21 protein-coding genes are annotated in these 25232 nt (G+C 42.3%); 18 read left to right on the forward strand and 3 right to left on the reverse strand.

Annotation, left to right across the window (positions count from 1 at the left end; translation table 11 throughout):
- Nucleotides 1-3 precede the first annotated feature (3 nt).
- The 11 genes from INT03_RS08335 to INT03_RS08385 all read left to right on the forward strand — a co-directional run bounded on the left by INT03_RS08335 (nucleotide 4) and on the right by INT03_RS08385 (nucleotide 11084).
- Nucleotides 4-249: a hypothetical protein gene (locus tag INT03_RS08335; protein ID WP_193008579.1), complete on the forward strand. Its 246-nt coding sequence runs from the start codon at nucleotides 4-6 to the stop codon at nucleotides 247-249.
- A 14-nt stretch (nucleotides 250-263) separates the two neighbouring features.
- Nucleotides 264-1082 carry a thioesterase family protein gene (locus INT03_RS08340; RefSeq protein WP_193008580.1) on the forward strand — a complete coding sequence of 273 codons (819 nt, stop codon included), beginning with the start codon at nucleotides 264-266 and terminating at the stop codon, nucleotides 1080-1082.
- A gap of 400 nt (nucleotides 1083-1482) precedes the next feature.
- Nucleotides 1483-3015, forward strand: a complete 1533-nt coding sequence (locus INT03_RS08345; protein WP_280513819.1) for a catalase — start codon at nucleotides 1483-1485, stop codon at nucleotides 3013-3015.
- A 257-nt stretch (nucleotides 3016-3272) separates the two neighbouring features.
- Nucleotides 3273-5306, forward strand: coding sequence for a molecular chaperone HtpG (htpG, locus tag INT03_RS08350; RefSeq protein WP_193008581.1), 2034 nt, complete (start codon nucleotides 3273-3275; stop codon nucleotides 5304-5306).
- A gap of 346 nt (nucleotides 5307-5652) precedes the next feature.
- On the forward strand, nucleotides 5653-7134 hold the full coding sequence (locus INT03_RS08355) for a C13 family peptidase (protein ID WP_193008582.1): 1482 nt from the start codon (nucleotides 5653-5655) through the stop codon (nucleotides 7132-7134).
- Between the two features lie 228 nt (nucleotides 7135-7362).
- The gene (gene fghA / locus INT03_RS08360) at nucleotides 7363-8253 is read left to right on the forward strand and encodes an S-formylglutathione hydrolase (RefSeq protein WP_193008583.1); all 891 of its coding nucleotides are present in this window, start codon (nucleotides 7363-7365) and stop codon (nucleotides 8251-8253) included.
- 318 nt (nucleotides 8254-8571) lie between these two features.
- Nucleotides 8572-8853, forward strand: coding sequence for a TIGR03643 family protein (locus INT03_RS15065; protein WP_374220464.1), 282 nt, complete (start codon nucleotides 8572-8574; stop codon nucleotides 8851-8853).
- 111 nt (nucleotides 8854-8964) lie between these two features.
- On the forward strand, nucleotides 8965-9657 hold the full coding sequence (gene rpe / locus INT03_RS08370) for a ribulose-phosphate 3-epimerase (protein WP_193008584.1): 693 nt from the start codon (nucleotides 8965-8967) through the stop codon (nucleotides 9655-9657).
- Between the two features lie 120 nt (nucleotides 9658-9777).
- Nucleotides 9778-10155, forward strand: coding sequence for a hypothetical protein (locus INT03_RS08375; protein ID WP_226950189.1), 378 nt, complete (start codon nucleotides 9778-9780; stop codon nucleotides 10153-10155).
- A 120-nt stretch (nucleotides 10156-10275) separates the two neighbouring features.
- Entirely contained in the window at nucleotides 10276-10587 is a 312-nt protein-coding gene (locus INT03_RS08380) for a hypothetical protein (RefSeq protein WP_193008585.1), read from the forward strand.
- 185 nt (nucleotides 10588-10772) lie between these two features.
- Nucleotides 10773-11084, forward strand: coding sequence for a hypothetical protein (locus tag INT03_RS08385; RefSeq protein ID WP_045444246.1), 312 nt, complete (start codon nucleotides 10773-10775; stop codon nucleotides 11082-11084).
- 165 nt (nucleotides 11085-11249) lie between these two features.
- Here INT03_RS08385 and rpmG read toward each other — a convergent pair whose 3' ends face one another.
- Both rpmG and rpmB read right to left on the reverse strand, forming a co-directional pair.
- Nucleotides 11250-11405, reverse strand: a complete 156-nt coding sequence (gene rpmG / locus INT03_RS08390; protein ID WP_045444249.1) for a 50S ribosomal protein L33 — start codon at nucleotides 11403-11405, stop codon at nucleotides 11250-11252.
- Nucleotides 11406-11543: 138 nt separating this feature from the next.
- Nucleotides 11544-11780 (reverse strand): 50S ribosomal protein L28, encoded by a 237-nt coding sequence (rpmB, locus tag INT03_RS08395; RefSeq protein ID WP_010201401.1) that lies wholly within the window; start codon nucleotides 11778-11780, stop codon nucleotides 11544-11546.
- A gap of 485 nt (nucleotides 11781-12265) precedes the next feature.
- Here rpmB and INT03_RS08400 point away from each other — a divergent pair, with 485 nt between their 5' ends.
- Together INT03_RS08400 and purU are read left to right on the forward strand one after the other, a co-directional pair.
- Nucleotides 12266-17926: a beta strand repeat-containing protein gene (locus tag INT03_RS08400; RefSeq protein ID WP_193008586.1), complete on the forward strand. Its 5661-nt coding sequence runs from the start codon at nucleotides 12266-12268 to the stop codon at nucleotides 17924-17926.
- A 215-nt stretch (nucleotides 17927-18141) separates the two neighbouring features.
- Nucleotides 18142-19071 carry a formyltetrahydrofolate deformylase gene (purU, locus tag INT03_RS08405; protein ID WP_109589658.1) on the forward strand — a complete coding sequence of 310 codons (930 nt, stop codon included), beginning with the start codon at nucleotides 18142-18144 and terminating at the stop codon, nucleotides 19069-19071.
- A gap of 123 nt (nucleotides 19072-19194) precedes the next feature.
- On the opposite strand, the gene INT03_RS08410 is transcribed toward purU, so the two are convergent.
- Nucleotides 19195-19986 (reverse strand): inner membrane protein YpjD, encoded by a 792-nt coding sequence (locus INT03_RS08410; protein ID WP_193008587.1) that lies wholly within the window; start codon nucleotides 19984-19986, stop codon nucleotides 19195-19197.
- A 472-nt stretch (nucleotides 19987-20458) separates the two neighbouring features.
- Here INT03_RS08410 and ffh point away from each other — a divergent pair, with 472 nt between their 5' ends.
- From ffh to INT03_RS08435, 5 genes are all read left to right on the forward strand, one after another.
- Nucleotides 20459-22000 carry a signal recognition particle protein gene (gene ffh / locus INT03_RS08415; protein ID WP_193008588.1) on the forward strand — a complete coding sequence of 514 codons (1542 nt, stop codon included), beginning with the start codon at nucleotides 20459-20461 and terminating at the stop codon, nucleotides 21998-22000.
- Between the two features lie 204 nt (nucleotides 22001-22204).
- Complete coding sequence (tsaB, locus tag INT03_RS08420; RefSeq protein WP_193008676.1) at nucleotides 22205-22888, forward strand: tRNA (adenosine(37)-N6)-threonylcarbamoyltransferase complex dimerization subunit type 1 TsaB; 684 nt, start codon at nucleotides 22205-22207, stop codon at nucleotides 22886-22888.
- Nucleotides 22889-22984: 96 nt separating this feature from the next.
- A complete protein-coding gene (locus INT03_RS08425; protein ID WP_109589588.1) occupies nucleotides 22985-23827 on the forward strand; it encodes an undecaprenyl-diphosphate phosphatase in 843 nt (280 codons plus the stop codon).
- A gap of 46 nt (nucleotides 23828-23873) precedes the next feature.
- Nucleotides 23874-24794, forward strand: coding sequence for a class I SAM-dependent methyltransferase (locus INT03_RS08430; RefSeq protein WP_193008589.1), 921 nt, complete (start codon nucleotides 23874-23876; stop codon nucleotides 24792-24794).
- A gap of 119 nt (nucleotides 24795-24913) precedes the next feature.
- Entirely contained in the window at nucleotides 24914-25156 is a 243-nt protein-coding gene (locus INT03_RS08435) for a hypothetical protein (protein ID WP_045444258.1), read from the forward strand.
- The last annotated feature ends 76 nt before the right edge of the window (nucleotides 25157-25232 follow it).

Genomic DNA, 25232 nt, shown 5'->3' on the forward strand with positions numbered 1-25232 from the left:
AAAATGAAAAAGCAAAAAAAAGGATTTGTATTGGCAGAAGCCACTCTCGCTGAGGTTAACAAACAATTGAAAGTGAATTTGTTTGTCATCGTGGTGGTGGGATTCGTGTTAGGCAGTAATATTCTGCATTTTATGCGAGAAAAGAGTGTTTTTTATGGCGTATTAATTGCCGCGATGGTCGTTGCATTATTTTTTGTCATTAAGAGTCGACAGGTTCTTAAATTAAAACAACAAGAGCTTATCAAATAAATCATAGGACAGTCATGTCAGCTTATTATAACTTTATCAAACGCGAACAGCGAGAAGACGGCGTCAACGTCGCACATTATCAGCCAACCAAACATGCCCAAGGCGCTTGGAATGAGCATGAACAGCATATGGCGCCAGCGACAGGATTGCTCACGGCTGAGCTAAACAGTTATGCGCCGCAAGAAAACATGCGTATCGCTCGTATCAGCCTAGATATCTTAGGATTGATTCCACTGGATGACTTTACCATTACCACGCGTTGTATTCGTCCGGGCAAGACCATTGAGCTGATTGAAGCAGTCATGAGCAGTCGCGGTCGTGATGCGATTATTGCGCGGGCATGGCGTCTAATGACCCAAGATACCAGCGAGATTGCAGGTACTGAAGACCAAAAAGCGGTACATAAGCCCGAAGAATTGCCCATCTGGGAAGACATGAAAGGCTGGCCGGGCGGGTTTATTGAAAGTGTGCGCTTGGTCGCTGATGATACGCAGCGTCGCCCAGGACGCGGTATGGTCTGGATTACTAATGATATGGAGATGATCGAGGGCAAGCCGACTGATGATTTGGTGCATCTATTGGGCATGGTTGATACGGCCAATGGCGTTGTGCCGCGACTTGGGCTTGGCTTGTCAGAATTAGAATGGATGTTTCCCAATACGGATTTGCAAATTCATATGCACCGCGCGCCGCAAGGTCGCTGGCTTGGCATCGAAGCGGTGCAGCAGTATGGCAATGATGGCATTGGTTTAACGAGCGCTGTGTTACATGACATCAATGGCCCTTTTGGTCGTAGTGAGCAAATTTTGACCATTCGTCCGATGCCGCGTTAATTGCTCGGTGGTATTTAATTAAGCTATATTTGATATGGTCAATTCGCTTTAAAAAAGTGATAGCAAGGCTAATAGAGAGTGCTTGCACTGTTAATATTTATCGTTATTAATAACAACCATCCTAAGGAGTAAAGTATTTGGATGAGTAAAAAACAAGTTAAGTGGTTCTGAAAAACAAAACGAAAGCATGTAATTAATTAATTATACAAATCAATGGTAATGGGTTGTAATAGTATCTAACCACAGAACATGACTGTCATTAGACATTACTATGAAAAAAACAAACCGTTTTTCGAACAAGCTGACAACTATTCTGGAGCTATTAATAGAAGCGTATTCAGAATAGGTTTTGTACTTTAATCCATTTGCTATTCACAGGAGTATGACTATGAGCAACGATATGAACAATGATATGAGCGATAAAAAATGTCCTTATGCACCGACCCAATTGACCATGGGCAATGGCGCACCAGTGGCAGATAATCAAAACAGCATGACCGCAGGCAAACGCGGCCCATTATTGGCGCAAGATGTTTGGCTCAATGAAAAGTTAGGAAATTTCGTCCGTGAAGTGATTCCAGAGCGCCGTATGCACGCCAAAGGCTCTGGCGCATTTGGTACTTTTACCGTGACCAATGACATCACTAAATATACCCGTGCGGATATTTTTAGCGAAGTGGGTAAACAGACTGAGATGTTTGCGCGCTTTAGTACCGTCGCAGGTGAGCGCGGCGCGGCTGATGCTGAGCGCGACATTCGCGGTTTTGCTTTGAAATTCTACACCGAAGAAGGTAACTGGGATATGGTGGGAAATAATACACCTGTGTTCTTCTTACGTGATCCGCGCAAATTCCCAGACCTAAACAAAGCCGTCAAACGTGATCCACGTACCAATATGCGTTCGGCGACCAACAACTGGGACTTTTGGACTTTATTACCAGAAGCTTTGCATCAAGTTACTATCGTTATGAGTGATCGCGGTCTGCCAGCCTCGTACAGAAATATGCATGGCTTTGGCTCGCATACTTATAGTTTTTGGAATGAGGCTAAAGAACGTTTTTGGGTAAAATTCCATTTCCGTACGCAACAAGGCATCAAGAACTTGACCGATGCAGAAGCGGCAGAGGTGGTTGGTTCTGATCGTGAAAGTCATCAAAAAGATTTGTACGATGCCATCGAAAATGGCGATTTTCCAAAGTGGAAAATGTACGTGCAAATCATGCCAGAAGCTGAGGCAGATACCGTCCCATATCATCCGTTTGACTTGACCAAAGTGTGGCCAAAAGGCGATTATCCGCTAATCGAAGTGGGTGAGTTTGAATTAAATAAAAACTCGGACAATTACTTTGTCGATGTAGAACAGGCAGCATTTGCTCCAAGTAACTTAGTGCCGGGCATCAGCGTTTCACCGGATAAAATGCTACAAAACCGCTTGGTTAACTATGCCGATGCTCAGCGTTATCGTGTTGGTGTCAATCATCAACAGATTCCGGTAAATAAGCCACGTTGCCCTGTGATGAGCAATCATCGTGATGGTCAAGGCCGCGTCGATGACAACTATGGCAGTCGCCCGCATTATGAACCAAACAGCTTTAGCCAGTGGCAAGAGCAGCCTGATTATGCTGAGCCACCATTAAAAATTGACGGCTACGCGGCGCATTATGACTTCCGTGAAGATGATAGCGATTATTTTAGCCAACCTCGCGCATTGTTTAATTTGATGAGTGCTGAGCAACAACAAGTGCTATTTGAAAACACAGCGAATAATATGGCTGGTGTGCCGGACTTTATTCAGTATCGCCACATTCGCAACTGTAACTGGTGTGATGCTGCTTATGGCGCAGGCGTTGCTAAAGCACTAGGCTTAACGGTTGAAGATGCGATGAATGCTCGTGAGTCAGATCCAGCGCTGCATTTGCCTAGCTGCTTATAGTTGATAGGTTTATCTAAAAACGTATTACTAAATCTATTTGCTAAATCTATTATCGATATAACGACACCGCCTTAGGAAACTAGGGCGGTGTTTTTGTTGAATTGTGCTTTTTAGCTTGAAATTTTCTGCTGCGCCCCTATTAGTATAAACAGCTTAGCGATATTCGAAATTGAACTGCTTAATTTGTAGCTGAGTAGAGACAGTCAAATGATTGCTATTTCATGATACGTTTTTGACATAAATTAAAGGAGTTTTTTATGAGTGAACAGACCCCAGCAGACAATAAAAATGTTGATGATATTAATGTTAATAAAGACACTGCTAATGACAGTGCCGCTAATGAAAGCACCCCTGAATTAAAAAAACATACCTTTGAGGCGGAAGTGGCGCAACTGCTACATCTAGTGACTCATTCGCTTTATTCTAATTCTGATATCTTTGTGCGTGAGCTGGTTTCAAACGCCTCTGATGCTTGTGATAAATTGCGCTTTGAAGCGACCAATGATGACAGCCTTTATGAAGACGATGGCGAGCTGAAAATTCGCATTACGGTCGATGAAGATGCCAAAACCATCACCTTTACCGATAATGGTATTGGCATGAATGAAGCAGATGCCATCGAAAACCTAGGTACGATTGCCAAGTCCGGTACTAAAGCATTTTTAGACAAGCTGTCTGAATCACAAAAGCAAGATGGTCAATTAATCGGACAGTTTGGGGTTGGCTTCTATTCAGGTTTTATCGTTGCCGATACGATTAGCGTCGAATCACGCAAAGCGGGCGAGCCTGCGGATAAGGGCGTGCGCTGGGTATCAGATGGTACGGGTAGCTTTACGGTTGAACCTATCGCGAAAGAAACTCGTGGCACCGCCATTACTTTGCATTTAAAAGAGCAATATAGTGAGGGTGAAGACAGCTATTTAGACCGTGGCAAAATTAAGCAGTTGGTTAATAAATACTCAGACCATATCAGCTTACCGATTCAGATGCGTAAAGAAGTTTGGCAAGAAGATGTCAAAGAAGATGAGAACGACGATGCACCTGCTGGTGGCGAGATGGTATTGACCGATGAATGGGAAACTATCAACAAAGCCAGCGCGCTATGGACACGTACGGCATCTGAGATTGAAGATGAAGAGTATATCGATTTTTATAAAAATATCACCTATGACATGGACGCGCCACTAGCATGGACGCATAACCGTGTCGAAGGTCGCGTTCAGTATACTCAGCTATTGTATATTCCTAAAAAAGCCCCTGTCGATTTATATACTCGTGAGCAGCAGCATGGTCTAAAGCTATACGTGAAGCGCGTCTTTATTATGGATGAAGCTGAGCAATTATTGCCAATGTACCTGCGTTTCGTCAAAGGGGTCATTGATTCAGCAGACTTGCCATTGAACGTCAGCCGCGAGCTATTACAAGAGTCGCGTGATGTGAAGTCTATTCGTGATGGTAACGCCCGTCGCATTTTGACTTTGCTAGCCAGTCTTGCCAACAGTGAAGACAGTGATAAGCAAGAAAAATTCGCGCAGTTCTACGCTGAATTTGGTGATGTTATCAAAGAAGGCGTTGGCGAAGACATGGGCAATCAAGAACGTATTGCCAAATTGCTGCGTTATGCAACCAGTACTCAGGATAGTGTGACGACCAGCTTTGAAGACTATAAAGCGCGTATGAAAGACGGTCAAAAAGCCATCTATTATCTCACGGCTGACAATCTAGCAGCTGCTAAAAATAGCCCACAACTTGAGCTGTTTAAAAAGAAAGGTATCGAAGTTATTTTGATGACCAGCCGTGTTGATGAATGGGCGATGAACTTCTTGACCTCATTTGATGAGACACCGCTACAAAATATCGCGAAAGGTGCCGTTGATTTGGGCGACTTGCAAGACGAAGCCGAAAAAGCGGAAGCTGAAAAAGCGCAAGAAACCATGAAGCCAGTCGTTGATAAACTTAAAGCAGCGTTAGGCGAACGTGCCAAAGACGTTAAAGTATCAACGCGTTTGGTTGATAGTCCTGCCTGCTTGGTCGTTGGGGAAGGTGAGCTATCACCACAAATGATTCAGATGCTTAAGCAAATGGGTCAAGATGTGCCAGAAAGCAAGCCAACGCTTGAGGTAAATCCTGATCATCCATTGATTAAAAAGTTAGAGACTAGCGAGCAATCTGACGTCGACTTTGATAAATTGGCCCAAGTAATTTTTGACCAAGCCTTACTAGCAGATGGCGGTCAGTTAGATGATCCAGCCGCTTATCTAAAACGTGTGAATGAGCTTTTGATGAGATAGTAGTGAGTCTTTGATACAGTCATTTTTGAGAAAAAAGGAGGTCTTGGATTCAAGACCTCCTTTTTTATATGTTCTTAGCCAAATTTAAGCGAATTTTACAAATCAGCCTTATCCTCTTGACCGACAATCCGTTACAATCGCGTTATATTAGCGAGCTAAACTGTCTAGTCATATTTTTAGTCTTTGCTATTCGTCTCTTAAAATTATCTCATTGTGAATTGCATGTAATCTTGATGTCCATATGCTATATAAAAAATGTGAATTAATGACATTTCGTAGGTAGCTGCCACACCAAAAATCATCATCAACTCACTTTCTTTTCTCGACTGGCTAGAGGTTTAAGTCTTTGTCACTTGCGTCGTTAAAAACCGTATCGCTTCAGCGTTTTTCGCTCAATTTCGCTGCCAATATTATTGCAACCTTGTGGATGCTAGTAGGGTCGACGCGCGCGTTTTCTTGGGTAAAACCTACATTTATCCAGTTTGCCGTATTTGCACTATTGGCACTCGGTAGTAATGTACTTTTTTCGTGGTTGGCCGCGGAAAATGGCAGTATCTTTAATGAGCAAGGGTTGGTCAGCTACTTAATTTGGCCGATGATAATTTTATTGGGCGGCATCATTTTGGCACGGCGTTCTGGCAATCAAACGTTGGTGTTTGTGCCCGTGGTATTGTGGCTAGTGGCTGATACCTTATCTGCACTATTACAAAGTTTGGTGCAGTTTTTGGGCAGTTATGGTTGGTTACCAGATTGGAGCTATTCACTTTTACCCATACTGTTTTTGGTGCTGTTTTTATGGCAGACGTTGGCGTTATTATGGATTTTTTCTCGTCGTCTACGCATACCGTGGTGGGAGCGGGTCATTGTATTGGTAGGTGCAGTCGCACTGTTGACGATTTGGCAGCGTAATGTCGCGGATCAGCCTATATTTAAGCAGATTCCTGTAGAGCCTGTTTTAGCAGAAGCAGCATTATATGAGCAGCCTCGTTTGTTACAGCAAGCATTAAATAGTATCGATCCCAGCACTTCGGGCAAGACCGACTGGTATTTTATGGGTGTGGCAGGATTCTCTGGTCAAGATGTTTTTCGCTCTGAGATTAATAAAGTGCGTGAGCTGTTCGATGTGCGTTTTGGCACTAGTGGACATTCACTCTCGTTGATCAACAATACTTATAGTTGGCTTGATGAGCCAATCGCTACCAAAACCAGCATTCTACGTGGATTAAAGAAAATTGGTCAGCAGATGAATGCCGATGAGGATGTGTTATTCCTAACCTTGTCTTCACACGGCAACGAAAATATCATTCAATTAGCAAATCCACCATTAGCAATGGAGAATCTAGACGCCGCATGGTTACGGGAGGCGCTAGACGCTTCAGGTATTCGCTGGCGGGTGATTGTGGTATCTGCTTGCTATTCAGGCTCATTTATCGATGAATTGGCATCACCGACTACGGTAGTGATTACTGCATCAGCCGCTGACAAAGCATCGTTTGGCTGCACCAACACAGCTGAGATGACCTATTTTGGGCAAGCGTTTTTTGCTGAAAGCCTGCGTGGCAATACCAGTTTTGAATCTGCCTTTAAAGATGCCCGTTTGCGTGTGAATGAGCGTGAAAGTGCGATGGGTTTTGAACCATCAGAGCCGCAGATGGTGATTGGTAGTCTGATGGAGACTGCTTTGCCAGCGTTCGAACAAGTATTGTTTGATAAAATCCGACCACCAGTCGCCAGCATTATTAATGACAGTGATTCTATCGCCATTAATATCGCAGAGGATAGTGCTTCTGGTCAGCCAGTGGCTAATACTGCGATCACTGCCAATTAACAACTAACAGTAAACCCAAAACCCGCAACCCAAAAATCACGATGAGCCGTATTAAGCTCGTTCAGTCTAGAATCTGTAATACTGACACTCGCTTTCCTTACTACTTTAATTCTTGTGAATGGTATAATGATTGAGTACTAAGTGAGTTTGGAGAAGTACTAGTATTACTTTACCAATGCTTTTTATAAGTCATCGTGTACTTTACTTTGGATAAAAAGGATGTCGCTTATGAACAACTCTTATAAACACAGTTTATCTACCAACTCAAAAATCACGCAGATCAGCGTCAACCGCTGTTTCGATGGTGAGCAGCATTACTATAGCCATCAATCATCATCGACCAAAACGCCGATGACCTTTAGCATTTATCTGCCAGATGAAGCGCTTGCTGGTCGCCGTTGTCCTGCGATTCTATATTTATCAGGTCTCACTTGCAATGCTGATAATGTCACCCACAAAGCGCATTTTCAGCAAAAATGTAGCGAGCTTGGCATGATATTTATCGCCCCTGATACATCACCTCGAAGTAGTGATGACAGCGATGTGCCAAACGACGACCGCTATTTTGTTGGTCAGGGTGCCAGCTATTATGTCGATGCGACGCAAGCACCTTGGTCAGAGCATTTTAATATGCAAAGCTATATCGTTGATGAGTTATATGACTTGTTACGCTCAGAGTTTCCTATTGACAGTATCGGCGTGACAGGGCATTCGATGGGCGGTCACGGAGCATTACTATTGGGCTTTAAGTTTCCAGGCAAGTTTGTGAGTGTCTCAGCTTTATCGCCTGTGTGCGCGGCCAGTGAGTCGGCATGGGGGCAAGCTGCTTATACAGAATACTTCGGCGATGATAAATCACGATGGGCGCAGGCAGATGCTGCGCAGATGATTGAAAAATCGGGGCAGCAGTATGCAAGTATTTTGGTGGATCAAGGCGCGGCTGATAATTTTTTAGCAGAGGGTCAACTGCAAACCACCCAATTACAACGCGCTTGTGACAAAGCCAGTCAGCCCTTAACCTTGCGTTATCAGGCGGGTCACGATCATAGCTACTATTTTATACAAACGGTGATTAACGATCATATTGAACATCACTGGCGTATGGCGCAAATGAGCTAAGTCCAGTATTAGAATGATGATCTGATCGATAAATTGACAGACAGTTACGCTGGTTATTTAGTCAAGCGTACTTATTGATATAAAATAGATTAATGTAAAATAAAAATTGGCTAAGTATCTGTTAAGCATCTTTAAAGGTAAGGTTTTATGGTAAGTAATCTGACAGCATTAGTAGTCGATGGTTTGGCTTGTAAGCAGCAAACCGCTCAGTCATCGCTTGCGACCATGCAAGCCGATATGACCGCGGCTCTAAAAAATAATCAGCATGATGATATTAGTACTGAATCAAATGACAGACAGACACGTTCAGATGAGCTTATCGCAACCGTAGTCAATGAGTCGGGTGATAAAGTGCTAGATGACGCGCAAGTCTCACGAGTGATAGAAATGGCATGGGAGGACAGAACACCGTTTGCGGCGATAGAGCATAGCTATGGTCTCAATGAAGCAGGCGTGATTAAGCTGATGCGCCAAACGCTAAAGCCGTCATCTTTTCGCTTATGGCGTCAGCGCGTGAGCAACCGAGCCACCAAACATCAAGCTAAGCGAGGCTTCGATGTCGGTCGTGCTTATTGCAAAACCCAGTATAAGCAGCGCTAGTGGTTTGAGTTCTTAATATTATTGCTTTAAAGGCTCAGTTTTTTTAAGTCAGTCCTTAATTTCTTTTTATTTTATTCGTATTTTATTTCAACAGAATCAGGTAGCTCAACTATGATTATTCCTTCTAAACCTTACCTTATCGCCCCATCAATACTCTCAGCTGATTTTGCACGTCTAGGTGAAGAAGTTGAAAGGGTGTTGGAATCAGGTGCTGATGTGATTCATTTTGATGTAATGGATAACCATTATGTACCCAATCTCACCTTTGGCAGTATGATTTGTAAGGCGCTGCGTGATTATGGGATTGATGCACCAATCGATGTGCATTTGATGGTATCACCAGTTGACGGCATCATTGAGCAGTTTTTGGAGGCAGGTGCGAGTGTTATCACTTTTCATCCAGAAGCCAGTGGGCATATTGATCGCTCTTTACAGCTGATCAAAGATGGCGGTGCTGAATGTGGTTTAGTATTGAATCCCGCAACGCCATTACATTATTTAGACTATGTGATGGACAAGGTAGATCAAATTTTATTGATGAGCGTCAACCCAGGTTTTGGCGGTCAGTCATTTATTGAAGGGACTTTAGACAAAGTTCGCCAAGTCCGTCAGCGTATCATCACCAGTGGTCGTGACATCAGATTAGAAGTAGATGGCGGTATCAAAGCTAGTAATATCCGAGCCATTGCCGAAGCGGGTGCGGATATGTTTGTGGCAGGGTCGGCGATCTTTAACCAAGATGACTATAAAGCGGCTATTGATGCTATGCGTGCTGAGCTGGCTTTGGCTAATGGTAACGAATAACCACGGTCTTATGTGACTGGTAAATACGTTCGTCAGTCATTTTCGTCATAAAAGAATAGTAGCAAAAAGTGCTGTATAACGGATAACGATGCATAACGGCAAGTTACGTAAAGGTGAAATATGGACACAAAAAACTCAATCAATTCGTTAGAATTACCTGAGTCAGAGCAAAGCACTGAGCAGCCAATTCAGAATGAGACACAGCAACGCAGTCTGGTGCCAAAGGGTATTACTATTGGCTTGGCTGTATTTGCTTTGGTTCTAAGTCTGGCGGGTTACGGCTTTCGGCTAATGGTGGGTGATGATACTGGTGAAGTATTACGTCATGCTGCGGTCATTGTGCCTGCATTTATGCTGGGCATTCCCCTGTTTTTTTGGCTAGGTTCGAAGATACTTAACAAAGTTAAAGGCATGCATATAGAGAGCTGGAATGCCATTAGCTTGGGTTATTTAACCTCTTGTATATCGATGCTTTGGTTAATGGGTACTTACAGTTAGAGTCTTATGAGCAGAGATAAAGCTGTTTGGTAAATAGTGCACTGCAATATTTATGATAGGCTGTTTTTATACAATTTTTAATTATTAAGTCACGCGCTGCAAGCGTGACTGGAATTTTACATGAGAATCATACCGACCAAGATTGCCAATATCATCTATCCAAAAGATCTACCCAATGGCTTATTTACCAGCTTAATTATCGCCTGTTTGCTGCTAGGGCTGGCATCATTTCGTAACGGTACTGATTTACAAGGCTGGCTCAATGTTATCGAAAACTGGCTGCTTATGCTGTTGATATTTCCGACCGCCACCGCCACTGTAGCCTTACCGTTTAAATATCGAGATCCGACATTAGAGTTAAAGCTTATGTACTATCTCGGTATGTTTGTTGCCTTCTTATTTACTGTGGCAAAATTACGCTACTGGCGCTAATACTATCAGTGATAGCACACCCAAAAAGCCTTTATGTAGAAGACTTATGTGACAAGCCTTGAATTTCAAGACCAAAGCGTCCATTGTATGACTAAGATAGTTTTACCCGTATTACTGTAAAACAATAATGTTGCGACGCGCGATTTTTCTTGCAAGTATTAGACGGGACAATGAGGAACCAATTCATGCCATACGATATCGATAATGATATAGAAGTAGATAACGAAAGTACGGATCAATTTGCAGGATTTGCCAAAGAGACTACCCTTGAGTTGGTAGAGGCAGAAGATGGTCGCTTATTGTTACGTGACGCGGAACAAGACGAAGCGCCGCTGATGACCATTGATTTTTCTGAAAAGCTTAAAGAGCTGCTCGGTAGTGATACCCAAGCGATAGGTCAGCATATGATTCATGCGGCGATTCAGGTCATTATGCAAAAGCAGATGAGCCAATGGCATGCGCATGTTTATGACAAAGAGCCGACGCACTATAGTTAGTGATGAGCTGGGTTGCTGTTAAGCTGGCTAGTAGTAGTCAATTAAAATAGTTATCATAAAAAGTAGCAAGCATAAAAAAGGGTATATCAATTGATATACCCTTTTTTTTCAAATAACTTATTTATAGGAAGTATTTATGAAAATATATTCTATAAATTATAGCAGTTATTTGATTTTAGCTTCTTTAAACATCACGTGCTGACGAATTTTTGGATCGAATTTCTTCATTTCCATTTTGCCAGGCATAGTGCGTTTGTTTTTAGTAGTGGTGTAGTAATACCCAGTACCAGCTGTTGATACTAATTTAATTTTATCTCTCATGATAGCTTTCCTGTAAATGAGGGGTCTTCAAACGATAGGTACGGATCTAAAATATTAAGTAACTACAAATATAATGATGTAGTAGAAAAGCAGCTTAAATGACGAAAATTATCGAGACATTAAGCTGCCAGTCGTTACTTATACTTTTTGACCTTGTGCGCGCATATCTGCTAACACTTTATCGATACCAAGTTTGTCAATAGTGCGCATACCTTTGGTAGACACACGTAGACGTACAAAACGATTTTCAGACTCTACCCAAAAACGATGGTTATGAAGGTTTGGTAGAAAGCGACGACGGGTTTTGTTGTTTGCGTGCGAAACATTATTACCCACCATAGGGCGCTTTCCAGTCACTTGGCAAACTCGAGACATGGCGAACTCCTAATCTATGAGGTATGAGTTTTTCTCATACCAGTCTGGGCAAGTTGCACGTTTTTGCGGCATGGACACAGCAAGCGGCAGCTTTGCACCAAACAAAACTATATGAATGTTGAGTTGATATTGCTGTTATCTAAAGGCAAATAACAAGCGTACCAATTCAGAAAATTTTAAAGCCGACATTTATACCATAAAAGCGATGAATACTCAAATATTTTTATGATTATTGTCGATCTAAAGGATGGCTATTATACCCTGAAATTCGCTGTCTATGTTGTTGATTATTTAATAGTAAAGATTAATTTTTAGTTGTAAGTTATAACAAAAGTCAGTAAAGTTGCTGTTATATATTTAATACAATCTGTTAATACAACGGGTATTAATGTAAATCTATGTATCATTACCAATCTATTATGATTCTGTGTAATGATTTTCGCTTATTTGTTCGAATAAATTACTGCTGACGCGGAGTCCAAAAAATGTCATATAGCTCATTGCCTTTTACCTCTAAACTGTTTCAGCTCACTTCTTTGACTTGTGCTTTAGCATTGGCAGGCTGCGGTGGCGGCGGTGACGGTGATACCGTAGATTCTGTTGCACCGGCGCCTGATTTGGGTATCACGCAACCTGGTACTGGTGGTAATGGTAATACTGGTGGTGGCGAACAAGTGCCAGACGTCGAGCCAGACTTCTTTATCCAAAAACTGAGCACAGCGCCTACTATTATTGAGTTGTCTGATGAGCAAGCAGCCTTTAGCGTTACGGTTAAAGCTGTTGAAAAAGTATCTGGTGGAGCGATGGTTGGTAAAGCCGTGACTCTAAAAGTAGTGGATTCTGAAAATAACGGTATCACTATCGAAGGTCAAAGCACCCAAACCACGGACAATGATGGCAATGCAGTATATGCATTAAAGCTCAATCCGCAAGCAGTTGCTGATAAAGATGACCTGATAAAAAATGGTTTTACGTTAGTAGCGACTGCTAAGAAAGCAGATGGCACTGCGGTTGCACCGCAAGAGCTAAAAGTTTCAGTCAGCAAAAAAGGTAGTGGTGACGGTACCCAAGTTATCGAAAGTGAGCTTGATATCAGTACTTCGTTAACTACGAGCTCGGTCTCCAATAACGTTTTAAACGTATATGGTGATACGGCAACCCTTAGTGTTATTGCCAAAAATAGTAAAGGTGCTCGCGTCAAAGATGTAGCGGTTGGCTTAGGTATTGCCAACGTCAAAGGAATTGCTATCGTTGGCGGTAGTACCAAAGTTACTGATGATAACGGTCTAGCGACATTTACAATTCAAGTTGATGATAAATTATCAGTCGCTGACCGTACAGCGCTAGTAGGTAAAGCGATCGCTTATGCTATCAATATTGCAGAAGAAAGTGGCGCTACTAAAGAAACTAAAGGTGAATTCAAAGCAGCGCTTCCTGTCTCTGATTATGCTTTAACAGTGACTGGTAGCTCTAGTCGTCTTAGTGCTTATGGCGACAGTCAAACTATTGCTATTACTGCTACTGCTAAAAATTCTAAAGTACCGACAGCTATCAGTGGGTCGACAGCTACCATTAAACTTAATGATGAATTGACTGGCGTGAGCCTAAGCTCTAACAAAGTGACTTTTAATGCTCAAGGGCAAGCCAATGTGACCTTGAACGTTGATGCGACTGTGAGTGAGGCTGACCGCAAAACTCTTATCAAAGACGGTATTAGCTATACGGTTGTCTTAACTGAGCCTAATCGTTCATCAACCTCAAAAACAGCTTCTAGCATAGTTTATCTACCTACTGCAGAATATAAAATTAACTTTAATGAAAGCAACAAGAAAGAACTATCAAGCTCAGGTGGTAGTGCTGTTATTAGTTTCCGTGTTAATAATAGTCGCGGCGGTATCATTGCAGGTCAGAAAGTTACAGCAAGCTTGCCCAAGGACTTAGCTAATGCTGGTCTATTAACGCTACAGAATAACTCTGAGCAAATAACAGATAGTAAAGGTGAAGTTAGCTACACAGTAAGAGTGCCTAACAACTTGACAGAAGATCAGAAACTACAGTTAGAAAAAGCGACAGCATTTGCTTTAACAGCAAGCATCATAGAATCTTCAGGAGTACCGAGCTCTGTCAGTAGCGAGCAGATTCGTATTGGCTCAGACATAGGTCAGAGCGATATCCAATTATCAGCACAAAGCTTACCTACGACGGTTAGCGCGCTAGCAGAACAGTTCAAACTGCAAGTTTCTGGTAAACGTAAGAACGGTAGTGCAGCAGTGGGTCGTACAGTCAAAGTAGTGTTAGATCAAAGTACAAGTACTGGAATTACTATTATCGGTAATGAGCTTATTACTGATAGTAGTGGAATAGCAGAATTTAGTATTGGCATCAGCAAAAGCTTAACGCCAACGCAACGTGAAAATTTGATAAAGTCGGGAATTGGTTATACAGCGGTAATAACGGACGAGGATGGCACTCAGTCTAGGTTGCCAGGAAATATCAAAGTTGCGCAGCCAGCAACCAGTATTCAGTTTGCATCTATTGCGACACCATCTATCAGTGAGCTAGGTGGTAACGGTAATATCAGTGTTAAGCTGACGACTAAAGGTAGCAACGTTAAGCCGGTTTCAGATAAAGAAATTACTATTCAATTGGGGGCCAAGGCACTTAGTTATGGAGTCACTGTCACACAGTCGGCGATGACTGACTTCAATGGTGATGCCTTATTTGCGGTTAATATACCAAGTGATCTAACAGCCGCTGAACGTACCGACCTTAAAAATACTGGTATTAATTATCAATTGTCTTATGTTGAAAACGGTATTGTCTATAACTCTGCAGCCACAAAAGTCACCATTATCACTCCAGTGGTCACTCTAAATATTCTGAATGCTACTAATAATATTAACAGCCAAGCAGGCTATATCCTCAATAACGTTGGTAGTAATTCTAGCATACAAGCCCAGTTGAATGACCAGTCTTCTGGTGAGCAAATTGCAAGTCAGCCTGTTAAATTGACCTTTTCTAATAAACAACTGGCCAGTTTGTTGACCGTGAATGGTCAAATTGGATCATCAACTATTACTGCAAGTACAACTGCTACTGGCCTTGTTAGTTTTAATGTGGTGGTACCAGCCAACTTGACAGATGCGCAAAAAGAGACGCTTGGAAAGCAAGTATTAACAGCTACTTTGACAGAAACACTGACTGGAAAACAACAGCAAGTTAAAATCAAAGTCCAGTCGATGACATCGGCCATTTCTCTATTAGCTAACCCAGTAGATGCTTTAAACCTAAATGGTGGTCAAACACAGATTGAAGTAGTAGCAAAAGACAGTAAAGGTAATATTATCACTGGACAAAACATCTTCCTTTCATTACCAGCTTCTATCGCTAGCAAAGGAGTTACCTTAATATCTGGTAGTCAAACCACTGATAACTCAGGTAAAGCAGTATTCACTATCGCTGTGGCAAACAACTTAACTGAATCACAAAAATCTGCTATCGGCAGTAGCATTAGTATTGCTTTATCTGCTGCTGACGTTAACGGTAATATTGTTACTCAAGCAGCCAATGTCACAACTGTGACACCAGATGTAAACGGTACTAAAGAGAATTTAACAATAGGTGCGAATAAAGTCGTTAATACCAAAGGTGATACTTTCAAAGTATTTGTTCGTTTAGAGAATGAAGATGGCGCTGTTGCCAATCGTGAAGTAAGTTTAAATGTTGATGATCCTTTAAGAACAGGCGTTAGTGTCTCTAATGGGACTGCGAATACTAACAGTGATGGCGTGGCAACTTTTAACTTGACACTTGAAAATGGTGCTAACGTTAATCAAGCAATTCTAGAAGCTGGTATTCGATTAACAGCGACCACGACGACTGCTGAAAATGTCAAGTTGGAGCAAAATTACATCGTTGCAGTCGATACGGCTACGATTGATAGTTATCAGCTAATAGCATCTTCGGATAAACCTACCTTAAACACTGGTGGCGATCAAACTAATGCCACTTTCCGTGTGACTGACAGTAAAGGTGGTATCTTAGCAGGGGTGCCTGTACAGCTGAATATCGAAGCTCTAGAAGCAAGTGGAGCGGCTTTAACTACACCAAGCATGGTAACTACTGATGCTAATGGTCAGATCGATATTGGCGTCATCTTAGCAGCCAATTCTATCAATTCACGTCTAAATCATAGCGTAGTAATCAATGCCAAAATCGTCACGCCACAATATGATGCAGATGGCAAAGTCAGCATGCAAGTGCGTGAAGAGAAATCATTAAGCCTATCAGCTATCGGTACAGAAATTACTATTACAGCTACAGACGCTAATCTAAAAGATGGCGCATCTACTACTATCACGACCACATTAGTAGATGGTGCGGGACGTGCTATTGCCAATGCTGATATGGAGTTAGTCGACGCGAACGGTGATATTATCCATTCTAGTGCGACTGCTACTAGTAATGTAGATGGTAAAGCAGTATTTAATATTAACGAAGCTGATTTGAATTTTGATAATAACGGTAACTTACGTATTTTTGCCAGAGCCACTGGTGAGCGTGCACTAGTTGCACAGCGTAGTACTAGCAGTCTTGATTTGGTTAAAGTATCACAAGCAGGTATTAGTTTTATTAATATTGAAAATGTCTATGATGTCAATGCGGCACAAAATATTAATGTACAAATCCGTACTGACTCTCCAGCCCAAGCGACTGCGCTTATTGGTAAGGTTGTAGAGGTACAAACAACGATTGGTACATTTGCTAACAATAATGTGATTGTTACTCAAGCAATCACTGCAGGCAATATTCAAGGCAATATTATTACTGTCCCTGTGGTGCTAACGTCTACGCTTGCTGGTACAACTGTATTACAGGCAACTGTGCTGGGTGAAATGACTAACGGCGCGCTTAAATATCAAACCACAGTTGATACCCGTTTTAGAGCCACTACACCTGCGAAGATGCTGTTTCAAGCAGTGAAATCAGTCATCACACCCGGCAGTAGCACAGAAGTTGTTGCCACGGTTAAAGACAAAAATGATGTGCCAGTAGAAGGGCAAACGGTTGTATTCAGTCGTGCTGCAGATTCATCAGCTGGCCGCTTATCTGCTGCTACCGCAGTTACAAACAGCAAAGGCGAGGCGCGTGTGGTATATCAAGCCAATGCCAGCTCACCTATCGGTGGCGTGATTATTAATGCTCGCTTATTAAACGACAATGCCAGCATTGGTACCAAAACAACTAATATTACGGTATCGAAAGAAGCGGTTTATACAACCTTAGCGTTTAGTAATGTCTTATCTACTGATAATATTTATTACACGGTTCGCGGTTCAATATCTGTTATGGATGGCTCAGGGCGCGCGGTACCAAATAAAGAAGTATCGATCAAGTCTTATGCTATTGAATATGCTCAAGGTAAAGTTTGTTTGCTTGATAGCAATGTGACTTATCAAGCGGCCAATACTACAGACGCCGATGGCAATGTGAATACACCTGAACCTATAACTTTTGCAGAATTAGTTCCTGTACTGCAGAAGACGGATTGGATTATTAGTGAAGACAGTCCTGAATATAACTATACTTTAGATAGTGATGAAGATGTGAATAGCAACAATAGTCTTGATGCTATCAATCCCGTAGCAATTATTGGTGGCACACTATCTGATGACGGTTATTCATTCGTGACTGATGAAGAAGGTCGTGCAGACTTTGAGATTCGCTATCCAATTCGTTATTCAAGCTGGGTAAAAGTGCGTTTTGAGGCTTCTACTTTCTTGAATGGCAGTGAAAATACTCAAAGTATTAACTATTCTCTACCATATTTGGCAAGTGACTTGAGAGTAGAGGATCCAAACTTATTCTCTCCTTGGATTGGTGATACCAGTCCGTTTGGTGATGCTGGTGTGGTGTGTGTAAACAGTTTGAGTGTGAATATTAATGCCGAGAAAAATACATCTAAAATAGTATTATCTCCTTATCAAACAAGTTACTCTGTGTCTATTAATGGCGTAATTCCAACGACAACAGCACAAGGCTATAACAGCTTTATTGTAGACTTCAATCAAGCATTTGATTTGGGTTCTACAATAGGTGTTAACAGTAACGGTTCAGGATTTTCTAGAAATATTACAATCGAATAAACGACACTTTAGTAGGTAATCTGGTCAATCACATACTACTATCAAGCAAAAACCCCTAACCCTGCGTTGGGGGTTTTCATATTTATAACCTCAATAACGAAATACAACCAACTCAATCAGCAAAGTTAGGTAAAAGCGATTAGAATAGTCGGTTTCCTATGCTAATGACCGTATTGAAAGTCAGTAGCAAGTTTAATTTTTTGATTGGGCGCACTATGTCAGACACTGCAACGATTACTTCAGCAAAAAACTCATCTCATAAACTATCTAATAACCTGTCTAACAAGACGACAATCGATACTGCCACGCTATTGATTAAATGCCGTGATCAAGCCGGTATCGTGCAAGCGGTATCTGAGTTTATCCATCGTTATGGCGCTAATATCATCACTCTCGATCAGTATTCAACTGCTCATGAGGGTGGTCAATATTTTATGCGTTTAGAGTTTGCTTTAGCAGGATTGAGCGAGATTATTGAGAATTTTGAAGCCAGTTTTGCGCATACGGTAGCCAAGCGCCATAATATGGCTTGGCGTTTACATGATAATGCGATTAAGACGAAAGTTGGTATTTTAGTATCAAAGTTTGATCATGCATTGTTGGATTTGTTATGGCGGCATCAGCGAGGTTTACTTGACTGCGAGATTACCTCTGTTGTTAGTAATCACGAAGACTTACGCCAATCGGTAGAGAACTTCGGTATTACTTTCCATCATGTGCCAGTGACCAAAGACAATAAATCAGAGGCAGAAGAGCAGATTCATACGCTAATGGCAGGCAATGATTTGCTAGTGTTGGCGCGTTATATGCAGATATTATCGTCTGATTTTGTCAAGCGATGGCCGATGCAAGTCATTAATATTCACCATTCATTTTTGCCTGCATTTGTGGGAGCTGACCCTTATCGTCAGGCTTATGATAAAGGTGTGAAACTCATTGGCGCGACCGCGCATTACGTCACCGCTGAGCTTGATCAAGGCCCTATCATTGAGCAAGATGTACACCGAGTCACTCACCGTCAAGGTGTGACCGAGCTGCGCGCTATTGGTCGTGATATCGAGCGCAATGTCTTAGCACGCGCCGTGAACTGGCATGTACAAAACCGCGTGATTGTAGCGGGTAATAAAACCGTGGTTTTTAATTAGCCTCTAATTAGAGCTATTTCAAATTGAAAAGTGCTGGTTAACATAAGGTTAAAAAAAGCCGTGAGTATTATTCATTAATACTCACGGCTTTTTTCTGGACCTATTGCTATTGCAGCGCTGATTTTATATCAGCATCTCTAACACAAACTTGCTGCCCACAAAGCCAATGGCTAATAGGAGAAAAGCATAGATAGTCATATTGGCGGCACGTTTGCCCCGCCATCCAGCACGCCAGTTACCGACCAGTAGCGCCCCAAACAATAACCAAGACAGCAGGCTAAACACAGTCTTATGCACAATATGCTGTGCCATCAAATCCTCTACATAGATAAAGCCAATGCCCAATGCGATACTCAGCAGGACAAAACCGACCAATAACATATCGAATAATAGACTCTCCATACTTTGTAGTGACGGTAGTTTATTGACCCAAAACCGATGAATAGAGTGGTGCTTGAGTTCGCGTATTTGTAGGCGCAAAAATAGCGCTTGCACCGCTGCCATCAGCAGCACACAATAGGCGGCAAGTGATAGTAATATATGAGCTTCAAGCCCAATACTGATATTTGTAATGGGTTGATAAGGCGCACGGCCAATATAGCCAATTGTCAACCCTACCAATGCTGTTGGCGCTGCCAGTATGCCCAGACTGATAATAGGGCGATACAAGCAAAATAAAAAATAGAAGAACAAAAAGAATAAGCTGATTAGGCTGATGATATTAAAAAGATTGAAATTTAGCCCGTAAAGCGTCACAACATAAGGATAAAGTAGCGCCGCATGCGCGAGCATGCCGACCATCAATAATCCCAAACTGATGCCTTTATGGATAGGCTTATCCCGAGTCAGTGCCCAACTAAGGTAAGCGCTGACTAAGATATAGGCTAGGCTAGCAAGTAAGAATGCAAAGTGCACAGATATAATGCCTCATCTCATACTGAGCGTAAAATAGCCGCTCAATTTAATGCTAAAGTGGTATTATCGGAATGATTAGAATAATCGTCCAATTTATCATAAAATGGGTGCCAATTGAGCACCAACTTGCTTATTCCTTATAAATGCTTGGCCAAGTTTGCTTGAATAAGCGCTCATATGCCTAGCTTATAAAGCGATTGTCTATAAGTCATAAAGCGCTGCGCTAAGCTTTGGTAATGCTGTATTTGCAAAATCATTATAATTTTGGCGTCGTCTTGGTGCTATAGTGTTGATAATAGACTATTTTTTATCATTGTTTTTATGAAGATACGATTAAATACTTTACAGTATTCCCTAATAATATTTATCCGCCATTTGAGCTGAAGCCAGTTTCACTAAGTATTGTTTTAAGTAAGCATTATTTTAAGTAAATATTGTTTTCACCAAGAATTATTTTAAATGAGAGTTATTTATGTTTGATACCTTAACAGAACGCTTGTCGTCGAGCCTGCGCAATATCGTCGGTACTGGGCAGTTGACCGAAGACAACATCAAAGATACCCTGCGTGAAGTGCGTATGGCGCTACTAGAAGCCGACGTCGCGCTACCCGTCACCCGTGACTTTGTGAAGCGCGTCAAAGAGCAAGCGCTTGGTGCAGAAGTGCTGAAAGAATTGGCACCGGGGCAAGCCTTTGTCAAAATCGTCCATGACGAGCTGACCGAAATGATGGGCAGCGCCAATCAGCAGCTTGAGATGACGGGTAAGCCACCAGTTGTTTATTTACTGGCGGGTTTGCAAGGGGCAGGTAAAACCACGACTGCCGGTAAATTGGCAAAGTTTTTACAAGAGCGTCATAAGAAAAAGGTGATGCTAGTATCCGCTGACGTCTATCGTCCAGCGGCGATTGCTCAGCTTGAGCAAGTGGCAGGTCAAGTGAATGCCAAGTTTGTTAATTCAAGTAGCGACGAAAACCCGATTGATATTGCCTTACGTGCTATCGAAGAAGCAAAGATTCAGTACCAAGATATTCTGATTATTGATACCGCTGGTCGTCTGGCTATCGATGAGAATATGATGGCTGAGATTAAGGCGTTAACTGCAGCGGTCAATCCGTCTGAAACGTTATTTGTCGTCGATGCGATGACGGGTCAGGATGCGGCAAATACTGCCAAAGCCTTTAATGATGCGCTGCCATTAACGGGTGTCATCTTAACCAAAACTGATGGTGATGCGCGCGGCGGTGCGGCACTTTCTGTACGCGCGATTACTGGCAAACCAATTAAGTTTTTAGGTCGCGGTGAAAAATTAGACGCGTTAGAGCTGTTCCATCCTGAACGTATCGCTCAGCGTATTCTTGGTATGGGTGACGTCTTAAGCCTAGTCGAAGAAGTTGAACAAAAAATCGACCGTGATAAAGCCGAAAAAATGGCGAAAAAGATGCAAAAGGGCGGCGATTTCGACCTTGAGGATCTATTGACCCAATTCCAACAAATGAAAAGCATGGGCGGCATGGCAGGCTTCTTAGATAAGATGCCAGGTATGGGCGGCTCGGATATGCAAAAAGCAGTCGAAGATGCTAAGCCAGAAGAAAAAGTACGTGAGATGGAAGCGTTGATTAATTCGATGACGCCATTTGAGCGCAAAAATCCCGATAAAATTAACCCAAGTCGTAAGCGCCGTATTGCCGCAGGTTCGGGACGTGAGATTCAAGACGTCAATCGTTTGCTCAAACAACACAAGCAAATGGCAAAAATGATGAAAATGATCTCCAAGCCTGAAGGCATCAGTAAAATGATGAAGTCAATGCAAGGGTTGATGGGTGCTGGTGGCGGCGGTGGCGGTCCTTTATTTGGTGGCGGCGGTCAGCAAGGCGGCGTCAAGGATGTGAATCCACAACAAATGACTAAGCAGATGGGTCTGGATCCAAACAACATGCCAAGCACCGAAGAGATGCAAAAACAAATGCAGGAAATGCAGAATCAAGCGCCAAAAAAGTTTAAAACCCGTTTTTAATTGATAGATGCTTAGATTGCTATAGTATTGAATTCTTAATGAAAACCCCAAGGTGCAAGTCACTTTGGGGTTTTTTATGTCTGTCATGTTCCCATAAATATTGATGGATTAAGTATGAAAATTTATAAATTAATAAAATTTGCCTATCCTAAATGCTATGATAGGCGCTGTTTTATAATGCTAAGTCAATAGGTCGAGGTTATGATGTTTTTAGCAATGGATACCGTGTTTGATCAGTGTTCGATCGCGATTTTAGATGCCAGTGGTCAAGTGCTATCGAGTCATACGGAGACGGGTAAACGCCAACAAACCCAGCAAATTCTGCCGATGATTGACGTCGCTTTGTCCGAGGCTAAGCTCAATCTTGCTGATTTACAAGCCTTGATATTTAACCGTGGTCCTGGTGCTTTTAGTGGCATACGGATTAATACGGCAGTAGTACAAGCATTGTCTGTCGCCCATGATATTCCTTGTGTAGGAGTCTCAAGCCTACAAGCGATTGCGCAAGCGGCGTATCAAAAATATGGTGTGACTGAAGTGTATAGCGCCCTTGATGCGCGTATGCAGCAAGTTTATTTTGGGCAATATGTGCTAATAGACAACCTTATGCAGGCGGTTAATCAAGAAAATGGCGAAGATACCGAGCAGTTGCTCGATTATGACAGCCGGACCCTGCTTAATATTCCCATTGCTGGCAATGGTGCGCCGTTATTAACATTACATGACGGTCAGATCATTCAGGCAGATATTCACCCTGATGCTACTGTGATAGGGCAGCTTGGTATTGCTCAATTTATGGCGACAGGCGGTACAGAAGCCTCGCAAGCTTTACCAAAGTATCTGCGTAATCAAGCGTGGAAAACGCTCAAAGAGCAAGGTAAGGCGTAACCATCATATTAATGCCAGCCATTATCAGTGCTATATAAAATATAAAAATACTCTAAAACACTATTAGCCAATAGATCCATATTTAGGAAAGCCATCGTGGATATCATTTTATTAATTCAAGCTGTTATCATGGGTATCGTTGAAGGTATCACTGAATTTTTACCCATCTCTAGCACTGGCTACTTGATTTTATCAGCGGATTTGATGGGCTTTTGGACCAAAGAAAAAGTCGATTTATTTGTGGTAGTGGTGCAGCTTGGTGCTATCTTAGCGGTCATTTATGATTACTGGGACAGACTATGGCAAGCGCTGATGGGTCTGCTGACAGGCAAAGCTGAAGGCATGAGTAATCCACGCCAGCTTGGACTTAGCTTGATTGTGGCGACTATTCCGGTGATGATCGTTGGTTTTACCTTCGCCGATGAGATTAAATCATATTTATTTAATCCTATCGTCGTGGCAATTATGCTGATTATCGGTGGTTTATTGATATTCTATGTAGAAAATCGCCCTAAAACGATTATTGCGCAAGAAGCAGAAGACGTCAGTCTAAAAACCGCGTTGATGATTGGTCTGCTGCAATGTCTGGCATTGATACCGGGAACATCACGCTCAGGCGCGACAATTATCGGCGCGCTATGGCTCGGCGTCTCACGTAAAGCTTCCGCTGAATTTTCTTTCTTTTTGGGTATTCCAGTCATCGTGGGCGCGGCATTATTAGATTTGCTGAAGCATCATGACGTATTGACCAATAGCGAGGATTGGCTGGTATTAGGTATAGGTACGGTGGTGTCATTTATCGTCGCCTTACTCTGTATCCGTTTGCTAGTAGAATGGGTCAGTCGTCGTGATTTTAAAATCTTTGCGTGGTTACGCATTATTACTGGCATCATTGTATTAATAGCGGCTTGGGGTTTTGGTTATCAAATGGCAGGCTAGAGCCGATTGTAGGATGAGTCTATAAGCCGCGAATAGGAAAGTAGAGATGACCGCTTCACGCCAAGGGTTCAAAGAGAGTAGTAACATTATGCGCTGCCAACTATACTATGTCAGTGAGTCGCAGCATAGTCAGGTTGCAGATATACAAGCGTTAATAATTGCACATGAGCTGCCCATTGTTTTACACCTTGAGCTGTTTACCGATAAGCTTAGTCAAAAACGTCGCCAGCAGTTAAGCCAGACAGCTACCCAACCTATTTTGTTGTTGGATGAAAAAAATAAGCTATCATGGCTGAGCGATGGGTTAAGCGTTGCACCAGAATGGGATAAGCTGCAACACCGTGTAGTGAGTGCGGGGCGTAAGTCTGAGTTATTATTACAAGCAGTCAAAATCACATCGGACAGTCATGTTATCGATGCCACAGCAGGCTTTGGTCATGACAGTTTGATATTAGCCAGTACGGGCGCACAGGTCATTATGATCGAGCAACAGCCCTTGATGGCATTGTTATTGTTAGTAGAGCAGCAGCGTATGAGTGGGCTAGCAAATTGGCAAAAGCTGATGAGCCGTCTGCATATTATCAATACCGATGCGCTTGGCTATTTTGCAACTCTAGCAGCTGATATGATAGATGACACTAAAGAAGTAGATATGAAAACAATTGATGTGGTGTATCTGGATCCTATGTTTCCAGAAGACAGTTACCAAGATAGCAAAACAGGGAAAGGCGCTAAAGTGGGCAAGCATATGCAAGCCTTACACCAATTGGCTAGCCCACCAACGCTAGAACAAGAAGAACAGTTGCTACAAAGTGCGCAAGCAGTCATCCGTCAAAAGGGACAGAACACAAACATACAGGGGCGCGTGGTTGTTAAGCGTCCGCAATTTGCGCCGTTACTTGCGCATCAACAACCAAGTGAGAGCTGGCATAACGAAGCCGTACGCTTTGATGGTTATTTTGTTTAATAGCCGTTTCTCATCATAATAAATGCGCCTAGCGATCGAACTCAGTTATTGAGCTTAGAGTGCGCAGTTAACAACTCTATATTTGTAAAATTTAGAGTGATTGGATTTAGGAGCAGGGAATGTCGACGCTAATTATTTGGATCATGGGTGCAGGATTATTATTAATAAATATCATTTTGCGCACCCGAATATTAAGGCTAGAAGCCCGTTTAAAAGAGTTCAGTCGTCCTGAAGATTATGTGGCATTTTTGCGTCAACAAGCCGCACAAAAAGACAAAATTCCTGCCATTAAAGCCTTACGCAAACAATATCCTGAGCTGTCGCTCATCGAGGCCAACAAATTGTGGCAGCAAATTCAGTAGCTCGCCAATGTATTAATAATTCAATGTAATAGCACTTCATATAAGAGCTGCCGAAAAAGTAGGCAAACACGCACAA

The organism is Psychrobacter sp. PG1 (assembly GCF_014897815.1).
Lineage (GTDB): Bacteria > Pseudomonadota > Gammaproteobacteria > Pseudomonadales > Moraxellaceae > Psychrobacter.